Below are 17423 nucleotides of genomic sequence, written 5' to 3'. Positions count from 1 at the left end.
CCGGTTGCCCGGCGACCGGCGCATTCCGATCCAACCCCGCACGAGAAAGTTGCTGCCATGCTGGACGCGGCCGAAAAACGTGACCGCCTGCCCGATGCCCCCGGCGTCGGCTACAAACCGCAGCATTTCGCGCGGATCATGGCCGATCCCGGCGCGGTCGGCTGGCTGGAGATCCATGCCGAGAACTACATGGGCGATGGCGGCCGCCCGTTGGCGCAGCTTCGCGCGCTGGCCGAACGGTTCCCGATCTCGGTGCACGGGGTCGGCCTGTCCATCGGCGGCGAAGGGCCGCTCGATGCCGATCATCTGGCGCGGCTGAAACGCCTGCTGGGCTGGTTGCAGCCGGCCAGCTTTTCCGAGCATCTGGCATGGTCCACCCATGACAGCCATTTCCTGAACGACCTGCTGCCCCTGCCCTATACCGGCGCGACGCTGAACCGGGTCGCTGAACATATCGACCGGGTGCAGGATGTCGTGGGCCGCCGGATGCTGCTGGAGAACCCTTCGAGCTACCTGGTCTTTGCCGAAAGCACATGGTCCGAGCCCGATTTCCTGGCCGAGGTGGCACGGCGCACCGGGTGCGGCCTGCTGCTGGACGTGAACAACGTCTTCGTCTCGGCTACCAATCTCGACTTCACCCCGCATGGCTACATCGATGCCTTTCCCCTCGATCTTGTCGGCGAGATGCATCTGGGCGGCCATGACGAGCAATCCGACGACCATGGCGCGCCGCTGCTGATCGACAGCCACGGGCGCGAGGTCGCCGATCCGGTCTGGGCGCTGCTCGACCATACACTCGACCGATCCGGCCCGCGGCCGGTGCTGATCGAATGGGACACCGACATTCCCGACTGGCCGATACTCGGGGCCGAGGCCGCGCGCGCCGCCGCCGCCCTGCAAAGGGTCGCGGCATGAGTGTCTCGCAGGACAGCATTGCCGCCGCGCTGCTGGATGCCGACCGCCCCGCACCAGAGGGGCTGCGCGATCCCGCCAACCGCCCCGCCGGCGCCCGGTTCGATGTCTATCGCAACAACGTGGCGGTGTCGCTGACCGAGGCCATGCTGACCGCGTTCCCGGTCGTCACCCGGCTGCTGGGCGAAGAGAACATGCGCGGGCTGGCGGGGATTTTCCTGCGCGCCCATCGGCCGGATACGCCGCTGATGATGCATTATGGCGCAGGGTTTCCCGGTTTTCTCGCCGACAGCGCCCAGCTGGCGCATCTGGGCTATCTGCCGGACGTGGCGCGGCTGGAACTGGCGTTGCGCCGCGCCTATCACGCCGCCGACGCCGCGCCGGTGGATACCGGACGGCTGGCCGCGATGAGCCCGGACGAGTTGATGGGCTGCACCCTGTCGCTGGCTCCGGCGGTCGAATTTCTGCGGTCGCGCTGGCCGGTCTTCGACATCTGGCGGTTCAACACGCAGGAGGATGCGCCCCGGCCACGGGCGATGGCTCAGGATGTGCTGCTGACGCGGCCCGATTTCGACCCCGTGCCGCATCTGCTGCCCGATGGCGGTGCCGCATGGATCGCGGCCATCACCGCGGGCCGGTCCCTCGGCGAGGCGCAGGACGCGGCCCTGGCGGTGAGCGCCGGTTTCGATCTCGCACCCCTGCTCGCCCTGCTCCTGCAGGGCGGGGCCATCGCCTCATTCGGCCCGACAGGCCGACCGCCGGGAACCCGGAACCCATGACCCGGCCCCCTGTCGAACCGACACGAACCGGAGCCCGCATCGCGGATCTGCTGCTGCCCACACTGGCCCGGTTCACCTTTGCGGCGGTGCTGATGATCTATTTCTGGTCCTCGGCGATGACCAAGCTCGGCGATGGCCTGTCGGGGCTGCTGCGCCCGTCCGCCGGCGCCTATGTGCAGATCTTCCCCCGGGCGATGGAAGCCGTCAGCTATGACACCTCGCAGCTCGGCTGGTTTCACTGGGCCGTGGTGGTCGCGGGCATGTGGGCCGAATTCATCCTGCCGGCGCTGATCCTCATCGGGCTGTTCACCCGTCTCGGGGCGCTCGCCATGATCGGTTTCGTGATCGTGCAGTCGCTCACCGACATCGTCGGCCATGGCATGAGCGACACCAAGACGCTGGGCGCGCTGTTCGACCGGTTTCCCGACGGCGTGATCATGGACCAGCGCATGCTGTGGATCATGGTGTTGCTGGTCCTGGTGATCAAGGGCGGCGGGCCGCTTTCGGTCGACCGCCTGATCGGCTGGCGCTACTGAGGCGCCGCTAGCGGCACCCGGGTCGGCCCAGCATCATCACCCAGTAATTCCCGTCCACGCGCACCAGGGCAAATTCCGTTGCCTTCCGGCTCAGCATGTTCTTGCGGTGTTCGGCCGAGCCGGCCCAGTCCGACATGACCGCGTCCAGGTCCGCCTGCCCCTGCGCCAGGTTCTCGGCCAGGTAGCAGAACCGATACCCCTGCGCCCGCGCCCGATGCGAGATGAACGATCCGTCACTGCCGCGATGGGACACGAAGCTGTTGCGGGCCATGTCGCGCGCATGGCGCAGCGCGGCGGCCTCGAGCTGGCGGGAATAGGCGACCGGCGCGCGGCCTTTCGCGGACCGATAGGCGTTGAGCGCCTCGATCGCTGCCGGGTTGGCCGCAACCGGGGACGCCAGAAACAGCGTGGCGGCAATCCAATGCAACAGCTGGCGCATCACGTTTTCTCCTTCAGCGCGAGGGCGAGCCGGTTCTGGGTTTCGATCACGCGCGGCAGGTCGATCGTCGTGATTTGGCCATCCGCGACGATCTGGCGGCCTTCGACAAACAGGTGCCTGACCTTCTGCGGACCGGCCAGCAGCAGCGCCGCGCGGTCCCAGCTACCGGCGCTGTCGATGCCCGAAACATCCCAGATCGCCACATCGGCGCGCGCCCCCGGTATCAGGCGCCCGCAATCGGGCCGGCCCAGAACGTCGGCCCCGCCGCGCGTCGCAAGCTCGAGCGCCTCGCGCGCGCTCATCGCGTCGGCACCATGCGCCACCCGCTGCAACAGCATCGCCTGCCGTGCCTCGCCCGCCAGATTCCCGGTGTCGTTGCTGGCTGATCCATCGACGCCGAGCCCGATCTTGACCCCCGCATCGCGCATCGCGCGCACCGGTGCTATGCCGCTGCCCAAACGGCAGTTGGAACAGGGGCAATGCGCGACGCCGGTTCCCGTTTTCGAAAACAGATCAATCTCTTGCGTGTCCAGCTTGACGCAATGGGCATGCCAGACATCTTCGCCGGTCCAGCCGAGTTCTTCGGCATATTGCCCCGGACGGCAGCCGAAGGTTTCCAGCGAGTAGGCGATATCCTCGTCATTTTCGGCCAGGTGGGTATGCAGCATCACCCCCTTGTCGCGGGCCAGCAAGGCCGCGTCGCGCATCAGGTCGCGGCTGACCGAGAATGGTGAACAGGGCGCCAGCCCGACCCGGCACATCGATCCGGCAGAGGGGTCGTGAAAGGCGTCGATCACCCGGATCGCGTCGTCGAGGATCGCGGCTTCGGCCTCGACCAGCGCGTCCGGCGGCAACCCGCCCGCGCTTTCGCCGATGCTCATGGCACCGCGCGTGGGATGGAACCGCAGCCCGACCTCGGCAGCCGCGGCGATGGTATCGTCCAGCCGCGCCCCGTTGGGATAGAGATAGAGGTGGTCCGAACTGAGCGTGCAACCCGACAGCGCCAGTTCCGCCAGCCCGACCTGGGCCGAAACGAACATTTCCTGCGGGCCGAACCGCGCCCAGATCGGATAGAGCGTTTTCAGCCACCCGAACAGCAGCGCATCCTGCCCGCCGGGAACCGCGCGGGTCAGGCTCTGGTAGAGGTGGTGATGGGTGTTCACCAACCCCGGCGTGACCACGCAGCCGCGGGCCTCGACCACCGCGCCGGTGCTGTGCAGATCCTGTCCGACTGCCGCCAGCACGCCGTCGCGGATCAGCAGGTCCGCCCCGGCCAGTTCGCGGCGGGCATCATCCATCGTCAGGATGCAGTCGGCGTTGCGGATCAGGGTTTCGGCCATCTCGGTTCTCCAGACGTCTTCTGGCCCGATTCGGTTGAGGAAGTGTGAGGGCGCCACGACAGAAAAGGGCAAAGGGCTCGCGGCTGCCGGAACCTAGCCCGCGCAAGCCCGGATAGAAACCGGCCCCGCCCGGCATCACCGGTCACGGCGCCGCGATCGGCAGGTTCGCGCCGCCGCCCGCCCTAATAGGCCGACAGGATATCCAGCGCGGCGCGATGCAGGTCGCGATTGGCCGCCGCCAGCACCCGCCCGCCCGCATGAGCCGGCCCGCCCTGCCAGTCGGTGACGATACCGCCGGCGGCCTCGATCACGGCGATCGGCGCCTGGATGTCATAGGCGTTCAGCCCCGCCTCGATCACGAGGTCGATCTGTCCCGCGGCCAGCAGCGCATAGGCGTAGCAATCCATGCCGTAACGGGTTAACCGCACCCGGTCCGCGACCGCCGTGAAAGCCGCGCGTTCGACACCGGTGCCGACCTCGGGAAAGGTGGTGAACAGAATTGCGTCTTCCAGCGCGGCGGTGGCGCGCGTCGACAAGGCGCAGTCGCCATGCGGGCCGGTCATATGCGCGATGCCGGGTGCCCCGACAAACCGTTCGCCGGTATAGGGCTGGTCGATGACCCCCAGCACCGGGCCGTTTGCTTCGGACAGCGCGATCAGCACGCCCCATGTGGGCGTGCCCGCGATAAAGCCACGGGTCCCGTCGATGGGGTCGAGCACCCACATCCGCCCCGATCTGCCCGCCTCGCGGCCGAACTCCTCGCCCCAGATGCCGTCATCAGGGCATCGTGCCGCCAGCACCGCGCGCATCGCCTGTTCGGCGGCGCGGTCGGCGGCGGTAACGGGATCGAAACCGGCGGCCAGCTTGTTTTCGGCCGTCAGTTCGCGATGCCGGAAATAGGGCAGGATGGCCGCGCGCGCCGCGTCGGCCATTTCATGCGCGATCTCGATGTCTGTCAGGGCGTTCGGTGTCATGGCAGGTTCCTGCCATTCCGGCGCCGCCGGTGCAAGCGGCGCCGTCGCCCGTCCCGGTCAGGCGACTTCGCTCAGGACCCGGGCCAGTTCGAACAGGCGCCGACGCTGGTTTTCCGGGATCGCATAATAGGACCGCACGAGGTCGAGCGCCTCCTTGTCCCCCAAGATGTCCGCGGGCACCGTGGTCTCGGCGGGCACCGCTGCCTCGTCTTCCGATACCGGCGCGTCAAAGCCTTCGAAGAAGAAACTGACCGGCACGTCGAGCGCCTCGGCAATATCCCACAGGCGGGACGCGCTGACGCGGTTTGCGCCGGTTTCGTATTTCTGGATCTGCTGGAACTTGATTCCAACCTGGCCGGCAAGCTGCTGCTGGGTCATTCCGATCAGCCAGCGGCGATGCCGGATTCTCTTGCCCACATGAACGTCCACAGGATGGGTCATCGGGGTCTCCTTTCCACTCTACTCGTCACCCTCCGGGTACTGATCGTCGGGGCCCGGTCCCCTCTTTCGTGCTAGTTTCTCGTGCTATGACAGAATTCCCGGTCGAGTTGAACCCGCCCGATTGTCATCGTGGTAGAATACTAGTCCCTTTTCGGTTGAATTCAAGGTTGCCGTTTCACCCTTCGGGTGAAGATCGTCGCAGATGAGCAGAAGTTTCCCTCTGACACCAAGCTGTTCCAACGTTCTGCCGGCGGGCGCAGATTACCACGCGGAATTGTTCCTTCAACCCCTCGCTGCGTTCGACTACCAAGGCGAGACCGGGATCACAGGAAGGCTCCTCACATGCAAACCCGCGCCTACCGCATTGAAACTGCTGGCGGCACGCCGCGGCTGGCGACTATCGACCTGCCCGATCCGGGCCGGGGCCAGGTCCGCATGACCATCCACGCCAGCGGCCTGAACTTTGCCGACCTCCTGACGATTCAGGGCCGCTACCAGGACATCCCCGAGGCGCCGTTCACGCTCGGGATGGAGGCCGCCGGCGAGATCGAGGCGGTTGGGGATGACGTTACGGAACTTGCGCCCGGGGACCGGGTCGCGGTGTTCGGCGGATGCGGCGGACTGGCCGGGGCGGGCCTGTTCGACGCCGCGCGGGTGGTCAAGCTGCCCGATGCGATGAGCTACGAACACGCGGCGGCATTCCTGGTCGCCTATGGCACCGGTCACCTGGCCCTGGCGCGCCGGGCCCGGCTGCAACCGGGCGAAACCCTGCTGGTCACGGGGGCCGCCGGGGGCGTCGGGCTGACGGCGGTCGAGATCGGCAAGCTGATGGGCGCCACGGTGATCGCCCATGCGCGCGGGGCCGACAAGCTCGCGATCGCGCGGGAGGCAGGGGCCGATCATCTGATCGACGACGGTGACGACCTGCGCGCCCGGCTGCTCGAACTCGGCGGGGTGGACGTGGTCTATGATGCGGTGGGCGGCGACGCCTTTCGCGCCGCGTTCCGGGCCTGCCGTCCCGAGGCCCGGCTGCTGGCAATCGGCTTTGCCAGCGGAGAGGTGCCGCAGATCCCGGCCAATCACCTGATGGTCAAGAATCTCGACGTGATCGGCGTCTATATCGGCAATTACCTGAAATTCCGGCCCGAGGCCTTTCGCGACAGCGTCGCCACGCTCTTTGGCTGGTATGCTGAGGGCCGGCTGAAACCGCATGTCAGCCATGTGCTGCCGCTCGACCGCGTCGAGGACGGGCTGGACCTGCTCCGGTCGCGCCGGTCAACCGGCAAGGTGATCATCACGCCCTGCCCCCTAACCCGCTGCCGCCATGCGCCGTGACAGCACACGCGGGCCGGCAAAGCCCTGCCGGATCAGCCCGGCGAGTTCCTCGACATATGGCGCGCCGAACCCTCGACCACCGTAGAGGTTGATCATCTGCACCGGCAGGTCGGGCAACGTGCCGCCGTGATCGATCAATTCCTGGTGCGAAGGCTGCGTGCCTTCCAGCAACACGCCGACCGCCAGGTCGGCGCTGATCGTGGCCTCGACCGTGCGGTCGGAGTCGCTGTCCAGCGCCATGTCCCAATTGGCCCCGGCGTCGTCGAGCGCGGCCCGCGCCACCGGCAGGAAGCTGCAATTTCGGCAGAAGGCGAGCCGCAGCGGCCGGTGCCGCCAGGCCGACCCGTCGCGCGCCCCGACCCAGCGCAGCGGCATCTCGTGGATCGTCTCGGCCCCGTCTCCCGCACCGGCTTCGGTCGTGACGATCAGATCATGCGCCCCGCGCGCGAAAGCGGCCCGCAATTCGCGCGTGTTCGAGGTGACCAGGTTCACCTTGACCCGTGGAAAGGACGCGTTGAACCGTTGCAGCACCTGCGGAACCACCGGATGCACGATGTCATGGGGCACGCCCAGGCTCACCTCGCCCTCGAACGCCTGATCGGTCAGCCGCGCCATCACCTCGTCGTTCAGCGCCACCATACGGCGCGCATAGGCCAACAGCTGTTCTCCGGATGCGGTCAGCGAGATACCCCGGCCCGAGCGTTCCAGCAGGTCCATCCCCAGCAGGTCCTCCAGCCGCTTGATCTGCATCGACACCGCCGATTGGGTCAGGTGCAGGAAACCGGCGGCACGGGTGATGCCGCCGCTGTCGGCAACGGCCACGAAGGAGCGCAGCGTCGTCATGTCCAGATTTCGTATCATCACCGTTCCTGATGCCATCAACCACAATCATTCGTTTTGATGATTTACCGCAAAGGGCCATATTGATCAAGAAACTTGATTCAACAGCGATGATGAATCACGAACGCTTAGGAGACTGAAGATGGCACAGACCGTATCCGCCCCCAACAGCTGCGCCCGTCCTTGTGCCGCCACGCCGCAAGCGGGCGGGTTCCTGCGACGCAGCCTTGCGCTCTGGCACCAGCGCCGGGCGCTGGCCCGTCTCGACGACGACGCTCTGCGCGATATCGGGATCAGCCGGGCCGAAGCCCGGCGGGAGGCACGCCGGCCGGCCTGGGACGTGCCCGACCACTGGCTGCGCTGAAACCGCGCCGCCCCGTTTCTCCGCGCCCAGCCCGATATCGGCGGTTTCGCCGCATATTTCCCGGCGGAAGCGCTTGAATTGCCACCGTCCCTCCCCGATATTCTGTGGGAGAGCTGCCGGCCGACGCCGGCGGCCAGTCCAACTATGAACTGGAGAGTATGGATGGCTGAATTCGACACAATCCGGACGGCTGCAGGCGCGCGCACCGCCCAGATTGATGAGGGCCTGCGCGCCCACATGAACAAGGTCTACGGCACCATGTCCGTGGGCATGCTGGTGACCTTCGCGGTGGCTTGGGCGGTCGGCACCAGCCCGCAACTGCTGGCCGTGTTCCGCGATCCGGTGACGCTGAGCCCCAATATCCTGGGCTGGATCGTCATGTTTGCCCCGCTGCTCATGGTCTTTGCCTTCGGTGCCGCGATCAACAAGCTGTCGACTGCCGGGGCGCAGCTGTTCTTCTACGCCTTTGCCGCGGTCATGGGCCTCAGCCTGTCGTGGATCTTCGTCGCCTTTACCGGCTTTTCGATCGCACAGGTGTTCCTGGTCACCTCGATCGCCTTTGCGGGCCTGTCGCTCTTTGGCTATGTGACCAAGAAAGACCTGTCCGGCATGGGCACGTTCCTGATGATGGGCGTGATCGGGCTGATCGTGGCCTCGATCATCAACATCTTCCTCGGCTCGCCGGCGATCATGTTCGCGATCTCGGTGCTGGGCGTGCTGATCTTTGCCGGCCTGACCGCCTATGACACCCAGAAGATCAAGACCACCTACCTGCAGATGGCCCATACCGGCGATCAGGAATGGCTGGGCAAGGCCGCCATCATGGGCGCGCTGAGCCTCTACCTGGACTTCATCAACATGTTCATGTTCCTGCTGCAACTGCTGGGCAACCGGGAATAACCCGCCCTACGCAGCCGAAACTGCATCGGATCCTGCCACGGCCCGCGCCCTGGCAGGATCTTTTCGTTTCGGCGATCCTTTCCGCGCTGCGGTCGGGCTTGCGCTGCCCGGCGGAACGCGCCACACCAAGCCCATGACGCATCCGCCACGCTCGCCCGACACGCCCGCCGCGATCCTGCAATTGCTGCGGCAGGGCCGCCACAAGGCCGCGTTCAAATCGGCCAGGACGGCGATGCGGCGGCACAAGTCCAATCCCGTCTTTGCCAATCTCGCCGGTATCGCGCTGGGATCAGCCGGGCAACAACGCGAGGCCCTGGGCTATTTCCGCAAGGCGCTGGCGCTGGATCCCGCGTTTCACGACGCCCGCAAGAACCTGGCACAGACGCTGGTGCTGTGCGGCCAGGCCGAGGCGGCGCTGAAACCGCTGACGCGGCTCTGCGCCGACCAGCCCGGCGATGCCGGCGGCTGGTATCTGCTGGCGCAGGCCCGCCTGGCCACGGGCGATGCGGCCGGCGCCGAGGATGCGGCGGGCCATGCCATAGACGCCGACCCGAAACAGGGGCGCGCCCACAACCTGCGCGGCCTGGCCCGGCAACGGCTGGGACGGCTGGCAGAGGCGGTGTCGGACCACGCGGCGGCGCTGCGCCTCAACCCCCGCGACATCGAGGCGATGATCAACCAATGCGCCCCGCTGTCCCGCCTGCTGCGCGACGACGAGGCGCTGGCCCTCGCGCGCCGCGCGGTGGAGGGCGACCCGGCCCATGCCGGTGCACGGCTGGCGCTCGGGGCGCAGCTGATGGCCGCGGGCCGGATGGACGACGCCGCAGTGCAGTATCGGGCGATCCTCGATCATGCGCCGCGCCATGCGCGCGCGCTGGAGCGGCTGGCGGCGCTGGGCCGGGACAGAGATGAAAACACCCTCGCGGCGCAGGTCGCGGCGGCCCTGAAATCGGCCCCCAAAGGGTCGGAGGACCGCGCATTGCTGGGGTTCGCGGCGGCGCGGATCGCAACCCGGCAACAGGACGACACCGCGGCGGCGCGACACCTGAGCGACGCCAACGCGATCATGGCCACCCGCCTGCCCCATGACCGCGACCGCGACCGCGCCCATATCCGCAGCAGTCTGGCCCGGTTCGAACCGGGGATGCAGGTCGCGCCGCACCCGGCCGCCGGGGACGCGGCGGGCCTGCTGCCCATCTACATTCTCGGGCTGCCGCGTTCGGGCACCACGCTGGCCGAAGCGATGCTGGCCGCGCATGGCGATGTCCGCGCGATGGGCGAACGGGCCACGCCCGGCATGCTGCTGGCGCCGCTGATCGAAACCGGCGCCGATTTCGATACCGAGGCGGCGGCCGCCTTTGCCCGTGCCGATCGCGCGGCGCTGCCCGGTACCGGCGGCGCGGGTCACTACACCGACAAGATGCCCGAAAACTACCGGCTGGTGGGGTTCCTGCGCACCGCCTGCCCGGCAGCCCGCTTCATCTGCTTGCGCCGCGATCCGCGCGACGTGGCGCTGTCCATGTGGCGCGAGATCTTCGACGGGACGGCGCTGGCCTATACCTATGATCTCGCCGCCATGGCAGACCGTTTCAACCTGTTCGCCGAAGCCATGCGCCACTGGCACCGCGTCTTTCCCGGCGACATTCTCGACCTGCGCTACGAGGTTCTGGTCACCGACCCGCAAGCCGCCAGCCAGGCCATGGCGCGGCATTGCGGGCTGGAATGGACACCGCAGATGGCACATCCGGAACAGGGGGACGGCGCGGTCCTGACCGCCAGCGCGACCCAGCTGCGCCAGCCGGTCCACGCCCGGTCGGTGGGAAAATGGCGCCAGCACGCGGACATGCTGGCGCCCTTCATCGCAGGGCTGGATCCCGAACTCTGGCCCGAGATCCGCTGACCGTCACTTGCGCGTGATCCGCTCGTCCAGATAGGGCTGATAGGGCGCGTTCGCCGACAGGTATTCCGCCGTCACATCGGCCACATCAGGGCCGAAATCATAGGCGTTCTTGTCGTCGCCCGAGAACATGCTGAAACCGTCCCCGCCATTGCGGACAAAGTTGTTGGTGACCACCTTGTAGGTCGCCGCCGGATCAATCGGCGCGTATCCGTCCGGACCGGCCACCAGGACCTCCTGCACGCGGCCTTCGTTCGGCGCCACCGAGGGATCCCAGACAAATTTCAGCCCGGCAACCTGCGGGAACCGGCCCTTGACTTCTTCAACCTGGCTGACCCCGTTTTCCAGCGCGTCGATCACGACCTGGCCGGTGATCTCGAAGGTGGACAGGGTGTTCTGGAACGGCAGCACCGCCAGCACCTCGCCCATCGTCACCTCGCCCGCGTCGATGCTGGCGCGCAGCCCGCCCGAATTGGCAATCGCGATGGTCACCCCCTGCCCGGCCACCCGGTCCAGCATCGCATCCGCGACCAGGTTGCCCATCTCGCATTCCTGCACCCGGCACACCGACCGGTCGCCTTCGATCGCCGCGCCGCTTTCCGCCACCACCTTGTTGCGGATCTCGTCCAGCGGACCGGCAAGCTCGGTGACCCGCGCCTTGACGGTTTCGTCCTCGGCCACGGCGGCGTCCATCACCAGCGGCTCGCCGGCGGCCGCGGTGACATTGCCGTCATCGTCGAAGGTGACATTCAGTTCGCCCAGGAACCGGCCATAGGCATAGGCCTGCACGATCTGCACCCCGTTCACCACGGTCGGGTAGGGTCCGGCCGCCCGGTCCGAACTGTTCGACAGCAAGGTGTTGGAATGCCCCCCAACGATCACGTCCACGCCGGTGGTGCCGGCCGCGATCCGCTGGTCTTCGACATAGCCGGAATGCGACAGCAGGATGATCTTGTTCACCCCTTCCCCGGTCAGCCTGTCGACCTCGGCCTGCACCGCCCCCACCGGATCGGTAAAGGTGATGTTCGGCCCCGGCGCGGCGATCTCGGGCGTGTCCTGCGGCGTGACGCCGATCAGGCCCAGCTTTTCGCCGCCGCGCTCGATCACCGTCGATTTCATCAGGACGCCGGCCAGGTGCGATTCGCCCGACACGTCGGCGTTCGACATCAACACCGGGAACTCGACCGCATCCATGAAACCGCGCAGCACTTCGGGCCCATCGTCGAATTCATGGTTGCCGACGGTCATCGCGTCATAGCCGAGCGTGTTCATCATCTCGGCCGCGACCTTGCCCTTGTAGTAGGTGTAGAAGAGCGACCCCTGGAACTGGTCGCCGCCATCGACGAGAACCGAATTCTCCGCCCGGTCCCGTGCCTCGCGAATCGCGGTGATCAGGCGGGCGGAACCGCCGAAACATTCGCCATTGGCATTATCGTCGGCGCTGCACCCGCTGTCGTATTTGCTGACCGGCTCGAACCGGGAATGGAAATCGTTGGTGTGCAGGATCGTCAGCGTGTAGTCGGCGGCCGCGGCCCCGGCGGTCATGGCCAGCGCGGCGACGGTGCTGAGCAGGCGGGTTGGCATGGTGTTTCTCCCATTGTGAGCTTTTGGCGCGATGGTGCGATGCAATCCCGCGCCTGTCAATTTGCCTCTGACCCGGGGCCGCCACGGCAAAGCCGCTTGATTCCCCGCGCCGCCCACGGCATCACCGCGCCATGCTGATCTACAAGATTTTCCGCGCCGACGAATGGCAGGCGCTGCAGGCGGCGGGCAAAACCGGCGGGGCGCCGGTCGATCTCGCCGATGGCTACATCCATTTCTCGACCGCCGCACAGGCCGCCGAAACCGCCGCCCGGCATTTCGCCGGCGCGACCGGGCTGGTGCTGCTGGCGGTGGATGCCGATCGTTGCGGCGACGCCCTGAAATGGGAACCGTCGCGCGGCGGGGCCCTGTTTCCCCATCTCTACCGGGCCCTGCGGCTGGGCGACGTGGTCTGGACCCGGCCCCTGCCGCTGGAAAACGGCACCCATGTCTTTCCACCGGAGATGGCATGACCCGCCATGTCGATCCCGACCGCGCCCGGTTCGAGGCGTTCAAGGCGCTCGACCGCGACCAGCCCATCGAGATGCTGAACCTCGTGCGGTTTCGCGACCGCGCCGCCTATCCCGCCGATCACCCGCTGGCCGATGCCGGGCTGACGGGCGCCCAGGCCTATGCGCATTACGGCCGCGAAACCGCACCGGTCATCGCCCGGCTCGGCGCCGTCATCCTCTGGCGCGGCGGGTTCCAGGCGATGCTGATCGGCCCCGCCGATGAAACCTGGGACGAGATCTTCGTGGCCCGCTATCCGACCGCCCATGCCTTTCTCGAAATGGTCACCGATCCGGTCTATCGGCAGGCCGTGGTGCATCGGCAGGCCGCCGTCGAAACCTCGCGCCTGATCCGCTGCGCACCGGCCGAGACCGGGGACATGTTCGGATGAGCCTGGCGGAACGGATCGGACTGGCGGCGATGCACCGGCTGGACCCGGAAACCGCGCATGGGCTCGCGCTCAGGGCGCTGCAACTGGGCCTGGCACCGGCGCCCGGCCCGGTCACGTCGCCGCGCCTGCGCACCCGGCTGGCGGGCCTGGACCTGCCCAACCCGGTCGGCCTGGCCGCCGGGTTCGACAAGAACGCGGTCGCCATCGCCCCGCTGTCCCGCGCCGGGTTCGGGTTCATCGAGGTCGGCGCCGCCACGCCGCGCCCGCAGGACGGCAACCCGCGCCCGCGCCTGTTCCGGCTGGCGGCGGACCGCGCCGCCATAAACCGGTTCGGCTTCAACAATGACGGCATGGAGGCGATTGCCGCACGGCTGGCCGGCCGGCCCCGCGATGCGGTCGTCGGGCTCAATCTCGGCGCCAACAAGGACAGCGCCGACCGCCCCGCCGATTTCGCCCGCGTGCTCGAATGCTGCGGCCCGCATCTCGATTTCGCGACGGTGAACGTGTCGTCGCCCAATACCGAGAAACTGCGCGACCTGCAGGGCAAGGCGGCGCTGTCGGCGCTGCTCGCGGACGTGATCGCACTGCGCGACACGCTGCCGAACCCGGTGCGGATATTCCTGAAAATCGCACCCGATCTGGACGAAGCGGAGCTTGCCGATATCGCCGAGATCGCGCTCGACAGCGGCATCGACGCGGTGATCGCCACCAATACCACGCTGGACCGCGACGGGCTACACGGCCCCCACGTGGATGAAACCGGCGGCCTGTCGGGGGCGCCGCTGTTCGCGAAATCGACCCGCGTGCTGGCCCGGCTCCATCGGTTGACCGAAGGCCGGGTGCCGCTGGTCGGCGTGGGTGGCATCGGGTCGGCCGACCAGGCCTATGCCAAGATCCGGGCCGGGGCATCGGCACTGCAGCTTTACACCGCGATGGTCTATCACGGGGTCTCGCTGGCGGCCCGCATTGCGACCGGGCTGGAAACCCTGCTGACCCGTGACGGTTTTGAAACGGTCGCCGACGCGGTCGGCACCGGAACCGGAGACTGGACATGATCGACTACTGGCACAATCCGCGCTGCTCGAAATCCCGCGCCGGGCTGGCGCTGCTGCAAGACCGCGCCGCCGCTCTGACCGTGCGCCGCTACCTGGACGACCCGCCCACGCGCGCCGAGATCGAAACCGCGCGCGCGGCGCTGGGGCTCGCCCCAATCGACATGATTCGCACCGGCGAAAAGGTGTTTCGCGATCTCGGCCTGACCCGTGACAGCAGCGATGACGCCCTGCTCGACGCGATGGCCGCACACCCGATCCTGATCGAACGCCCGCTGGCCATCCTGGGCGACCGGGCGATCATCGGGCGGCCGCCGGAACGGCTGCTCGACCTGCTTTAGGCCCGCCCCTTCCTCTTGCCGGAAATATCCCCGCCGGAGACAGCGCCCGCCAGGGCGCTCCCCGCATTGCATCACATGTGGATCACCCGATCATAGGCGTCGAGCACGCTTTCATGCATCATCTCCGACAGGGTCGGATGCGGGAACACCGTTTGCATCAGTTCGGCCTCGGTGGTTTCCAGCGTGCGCCCGACCACATAGCCCTGGATCATCTCGGTCACCTCCGCCCCGATCATATGCGCCCCCAGCAACTCGCCGGTTTTGGCATCGAACACGGTCTTGACCAGCCCCTCGGGCTCACCCAGCGCAATCGCCTTGCCGTTGCCTATGAACGGGAACCGGCCGACCCTGACCTCGTGGCCGAGCTCGCGGGCCTTCGCCTCGGAATAGCCCACCGAGGCCACCTGCGGATGGCAATAGGTGCAGCCGGCAATCGATTCGGGGCGCACCGGATGGGCGTGCCGGCCGGCGATCAGTTCCGCCACCATCACGCCCTCATGCGAGGCCTTGTGCGCCAGCCAGGGCGCGCCCGCGATGTCACCGATGGCATAGAGCCCGTCGACGCCGGTGCGGCAGAACTCATCTACCACCACATGCGTCCGGTCGACCGTCACGCCCAGCTTCTCCAGCCCCAGACCCTCGGTGTTGCCGACGATGCCCACGGCAGAGATCACGGTGTCGAAATCATGCTTCTCCACCTTGCCGCCCCGGTCGATATGCGCGGTGACCTTGCCCTTGCCGCGATCGAGCCGGCTGACCATGGCCTTTTCCATGATCGTCATGCCCTGCTTGGTAAATGCCTTCCTGGCAAAGGCCGAGATCTCGGCGTCCTCGACCGGCAGCACCCTCTCCATCACCTCGACCACGGTGGTGTCGGCGCCCAGCGTGTTGAAGAAGCTCGCGAATTCGATCCCGATCGCGCCCGAGCCGATGACCAGCAGCTTGCCCGGCATCCGCGGCGGCAGCAGCGCGTGCCTGTAGGTCCAGACCAGATCGCCATCGGCCTCCAGCCCCGGCAGCTCCCGCGCCCGCGCACCGGTGGCCAGAACGATATTCTTCGCCGTCAACTCCTCGGTGCCCTTGTCGGTCTTGATCGCGACCCTGCCTGTTGCAGGGATCGTCGCCTCGCCCATCACCACGGTGACCTTGTTCTTCTTCAGCAGATGCCCGATCCCGCCCGACAATTGCCCGGCCACACCGCGCGACCGCTTGACCACCGCATCCAGATCATATCCCACGCCCTCCGCCTTCAGGCCGAAATCCTTGGCGCGGTGCATCAGGTGAAACACCTCGGCGGACCGCAGCAGCGCCTTGGTCGGGATGCAGCCCCAGTTCAGGCAGATGCCGCCCAGATGTTCCCGCTCGACCACGGCAGTGCGCAACCCGAGCTGCGCCGCCCGGATCGCGGCCACATACCCCCCGGGCCCGGCCCCGATCACGACAACGTCAAAGGATTTCGAAGACATGGTATCCCCCTCTGGGTCTGGCGGTCGAAAAACTAGTTTACCGTTAAACTATTTTTCCGGGAGCATCAACGCCCCCTCTGGCCGGCGCGGGCGGACAGGGCAAACAGCCGCCACCGGCGTCGCGACGCCCTTTGCAGCTTGGCCACGACCCGCTACCAATGCAACGGAATGCAGAAGAAAACCGAGGAGCCGCCCGATGGGCAGATTGCTGAAGAACCTTGTCCTGGCCTTGCTGAACGCCACGCTGCTTCTGGCGGCCGTCTGCCTGTTCCTGCTGTGGCAATTGTCGAAAACCGTCGACAGGATCGCGGTGGACTTTGCCAGCAACCTGGAAATCGTCGCGCCCCTGAACGATGAGATTCAGACCGTTCGCGACGAGGTCGCCGGGCTGCGGGCAGACCTGGCATCGCTGCAATCCGGCAGCAGCGAACTGAGCGCGGAAGCGCGGGCCAGGATCGGGGCGAGCAGCGCGCGGATCGAGGCACAGCTGGACGAGATGCGCGACAGCCTCCGGGACCTGGCCGGCACTCCGGAACGGCTGGTCGATCACGCGATCACGACCGCCGCCGAATCCTTTGGCGCCAAGGCGGCAGAACTGCGCGGCTGCACCGCACCGGAACCCTCACCCACGTCCTGACCCGGTCGGGTCAGGGCCGGATCAGGGCCGGGTCAGCTTGCCATCCGCAACTCGCGCAGCGTCCGCCCGTAACCGCCATTGGTGACGAACTCGGTCTCGGGCGGCGTGGTGTCGCGATGCAGCGCGTCGTTGCGATAGGGAAACCGGCCGAACTGGCGGATGATCTCGCGATGCGCCTTGGCATGCATGAGATACTGCGCGCCGGTTTCGGGCATCCGTTCGCAGATCAGGCGGATGCAGCGTTCCTGGTCGCACAGGTTCTCGGAATGCATCATCGGCATGTAGAACAGGCTGCGCGCCGGTTCGTCGATCCGCAGATCCCATTTCCGGTCCACCGAAACCTTCGCCGCCGCCAGTGCCGCCCGATCCGTGGCAAAGGCCATCGGCGATCCACGGAACATGTTGCGCGGAAACTGGTCGGTGAGGATGATATAGGCCAGCGCCCCGCTCGGGTAGGTCAACCACAGACCGAACTGCCCGCTACGCGCCGCGTCCCACGCATCCTTGAACCGACTGGTGATTTCGGCGTCCAGTGCCGCATCCTGGGCGAACCACTTGTCGCCCCCCACGTCATCCAACCAGAAACTCAGTACTTCTTCAGGGCCAACCATGAGCATAGCTCCACTCCTAAACGCCCCCCAACTAACAACACTAAAATACTGGAATCTTAGCCAAACCAGTAACTTTT

20 protein-coding genes are annotated in these 17423 nt (G+C 67.1%); 12 read left to right on the top strand and 8 right to left on the bottom strand.

Translation table 11 applies throughout. The features are described 5' to 3' along the window. Positions 1–57: 57 nt before the first annotated feature. Genes bufB through C6Y53_RS17870 form a run of 3 tightly spaced genes read left to right on the top strand, consistent with a single transcriptional unit; the run spans position 58 to position 2227 of the window. Positions 58–915, top strand: coding sequence for an MNIO family bufferin maturase (bufB, locus tag C6Y53_RS17880; RefSeq protein WP_106473665.1), 858 nt, complete (start codon positions 58–60; stop codon positions 913–915). Beyond that, a complete protein-coding gene (locus C6Y53_RS17875; protein ID WP_106473664.1) occupies positions 912–1691 on the top strand; it encodes an HvfC/BufC N-terminal domain-containing protein in 780 nt (259 codons plus the stop codon). Before bufB ends, C6Y53_RS17875 begins: the two co-directional genes overlap by 4 nt. Continuing rightward, the gene (locus tag C6Y53_RS17870; protein WP_106473663.1) at positions 1688–2227 is read left to right on the top strand and encodes a DoxX family protein; all 540 of its coding nucleotides are present in this window, start codon (positions 1688–1690) and stop codon (positions 2225–2227) included. Before C6Y53_RS17875 ends, C6Y53_RS17870 begins: the two co-directional genes overlap by 4 nt. Before the next feature lie 7 nt (positions 2228–2234). On the opposite strand, the gene C6Y53_RS17865 is transcribed toward C6Y53_RS17870, so the two are convergent. From C6Y53_RS17865 to C6Y53_RS17850, 4 genes are all read right to left on the bottom strand, one after another. Beyond that, the gene (locus tag C6Y53_RS17865; protein WP_106473662.1) at positions 2235–2666 is read right to left on the bottom strand and encodes a CAP domain-containing protein; all 432 of its coding nucleotides are present in this window, start codon (positions 2664–2666) and stop codon (positions 2235–2237) included. Continuing rightward, positions 2666–4006 (bottom strand): 8-oxoguanine deaminase, encoded by a 1341-nt coding sequence (locus tag C6Y53_RS17860; RefSeq protein WP_106473661.1) that lies wholly within the window; start codon positions 4004–4006, stop codon positions 2666–2668. Before C6Y53_RS17860 ends, C6Y53_RS17865 begins: the two co-directional genes overlap by 1 nt. A 182-nt stretch (positions 4007–4188) precedes the next feature. Beyond that, complete coding sequence (gene hisN, locus C6Y53_RS17855; RefSeq protein WP_106473660.1) at positions 4189–4980, bottom strand: histidinol-phosphatase; 792 nt, start codon at positions 4978–4980, stop codon at positions 4189–4191. A 57-nt stretch (positions 4981–5037) separates the two neighbouring features. Further along, positions 5038–5421 (bottom strand): helix-turn-helix domain-containing protein, encoded by a 384-nt coding sequence (locus C6Y53_RS17850; RefSeq protein ID WP_106473659.1) that lies wholly within the window; start codon positions 5419–5421, stop codon positions 5038–5040. A 342-nt stretch (positions 5422–5763) separates the two neighbouring features. Here C6Y53_RS17850 and C6Y53_RS17845 point away from each other — a divergent pair, with 342 nt between their 5' ends. Then, positions 5764–6756 (top strand): NADPH:quinone oxidoreductase family protein, encoded by a 993-nt coding sequence (locus C6Y53_RS17845; protein WP_106473658.1) that lies wholly within the window; start codon positions 5764–5766, stop codon positions 6754–6756. Here the strand turns inward: C6Y53_RS17845 and C6Y53_RS17840 are convergent. Continuing rightward, positions 6730–7617: a LysR family transcriptional regulator gene (locus tag C6Y53_RS17840; RefSeq protein WP_106473657.1), complete on the bottom strand. Its 888-nt coding sequence runs from the start codon at positions 7615–7617 to the stop codon at positions 6730–6732. The genes C6Y53_RS17845 and C6Y53_RS17840 overlap by 27 nt on opposite strands. Before the next feature lie 121 nt (positions 7618–7738). On the opposite strand from C6Y53_RS17840, the gene C6Y53_RS17835 reads away from it, so the two are divergent. From C6Y53_RS17835 to C6Y53_RS17825, 3 genes are all read left to right on the top strand, one after another. Then, a complete protein-coding gene (locus C6Y53_RS17835; protein ID WP_106473656.1) occupies positions 7739–7960 on the top strand; it encodes a YjiS-like domain-containing protein in 222 nt (73 codons plus the stop codon). 162 nt (positions 7961–8122) lie between these two features. After that, complete coding sequence (locus C6Y53_RS17830) at positions 8123–8860, top strand: Bax inhibitor-1/YccA family protein (protein ID WP_106473655.1); 738 nt, start codon at positions 8123–8125, stop codon at positions 8858–8860. Between the two features lie 133 nt (positions 8861–8993). Then, positions 8994–10760: a tetratricopeptide repeat-containing sulfotransferase family protein gene (locus C6Y53_RS17825; protein WP_106473654.1), complete on the top strand. Its 1767-nt coding sequence runs from the start codon at positions 8994–8996 to the stop codon at positions 10758–10760. A 3-nt stretch (positions 10761–10763) separates the two neighbouring features. On the opposite strand, the gene C6Y53_RS17820 is transcribed toward C6Y53_RS17825, so the two are convergent. Then, positions 10764–12341, bottom strand: a complete 1578-nt coding sequence (locus C6Y53_RS17820; protein ID WP_106473653.1) for a bifunctional metallophosphatase/5'-nucleotidase — start codon at positions 12339–12341, stop codon at positions 10764–10766. A gap of 131 nt (positions 12342–12472) precedes the next feature. Between C6Y53_RS17820 and C6Y53_RS17815 the strand changes: the two genes are divergently transcribed. The 4 genes from C6Y53_RS17815 to arsC are packed head-to-tail and all read left to right on the top strand — an operon-like array spanning position 12473 to position 14632. Further along, a complete protein-coding gene (locus C6Y53_RS17815; RefSeq protein ID WP_106473652.1) occupies positions 12473–12811 on the top strand; it encodes a DUF952 domain-containing protein in 339 nt (112 codons plus the stop codon). Continuing rightward, the gene (locus tag C6Y53_RS17810) at positions 12808–13239 is read left to right on the top strand and encodes a DUF1330 domain-containing protein (protein WP_106473651.1); all 432 of its coding nucleotides are present in this window, start codon (positions 12808–12810) and stop codon (positions 13237–13239) included. Before C6Y53_RS17815 ends, C6Y53_RS17810 begins: the two co-directional genes overlap by 4 nt. Continuing rightward, entirely contained in the window at positions 13236–14294 is a 1059-nt protein-coding gene (locus C6Y53_RS17805; protein WP_106473650.1) for a quinone-dependent dihydroorotate dehydrogenase, read from the top strand. The genes C6Y53_RS17810 and C6Y53_RS17805 overlap by 4 nt, the downstream gene beginning before the upstream one ends. Then, complete coding sequence (gene arsC, locus C6Y53_RS17800; protein ID WP_106473649.1) at positions 14291–14632, top strand: arsenate reductase (glutaredoxin); 342 nt, start codon at positions 14291–14293, stop codon at positions 14630–14632. The genes C6Y53_RS17805 and arsC overlap by 4 nt, the downstream gene beginning before the upstream one ends. A 71-nt stretch (positions 14633–14703) precedes the next feature. Here arsC and lpdA read toward each other — a convergent pair whose 3' ends face one another. After that, positions 14704–16098 carry a dihydrolipoyl dehydrogenase gene (lpdA, locus tag C6Y53_RS17795; protein WP_106473648.1) on the bottom strand — a complete coding sequence of 465 codons (1395 nt, stop codon included), beginning with the start codon at positions 16096–16098 and terminating at the stop codon, positions 14704–14706. Positions 16099–16294: 196 nt separating this feature from the next. Here lpdA and C6Y53_RS17790 point away from each other — a divergent pair, with 196 nt between their 5' ends. Continuing rightward, entirely contained in the window at positions 16295–16735 is a 441-nt protein-coding gene (locus C6Y53_RS17790) for a hypothetical protein (protein ID WP_106473647.1), read from the top strand. A 32-nt stretch (positions 16736–16767) separates the two neighbouring features. Here C6Y53_RS17790 and C6Y53_RS17785 read toward each other — a convergent pair whose 3' ends face one another. Then, positions 16768–17346, bottom strand: coding sequence for a DUF924 family protein (locus C6Y53_RS17785; RefSeq protein WP_106474181.1), 579 nt, complete (start codon positions 17344–17346; stop codon positions 16768–16770). Positions 17347–17423: the final 77 nt, after the last annotated feature.

It is taken from the genome of Pukyongiella litopenaei (genome assembly GCF_003008555.2).
GTDB lineage: Bacteria > Pseudomonadota > Alphaproteobacteria > Rhodobacterales > Rhodobacteraceae > Pukyongiella > Pukyongiella litopenaei.
Note: the sequence above shows the minus strand (reverse complement) of the source record. Positions and strands in the feature narration are given on the sequence as shown.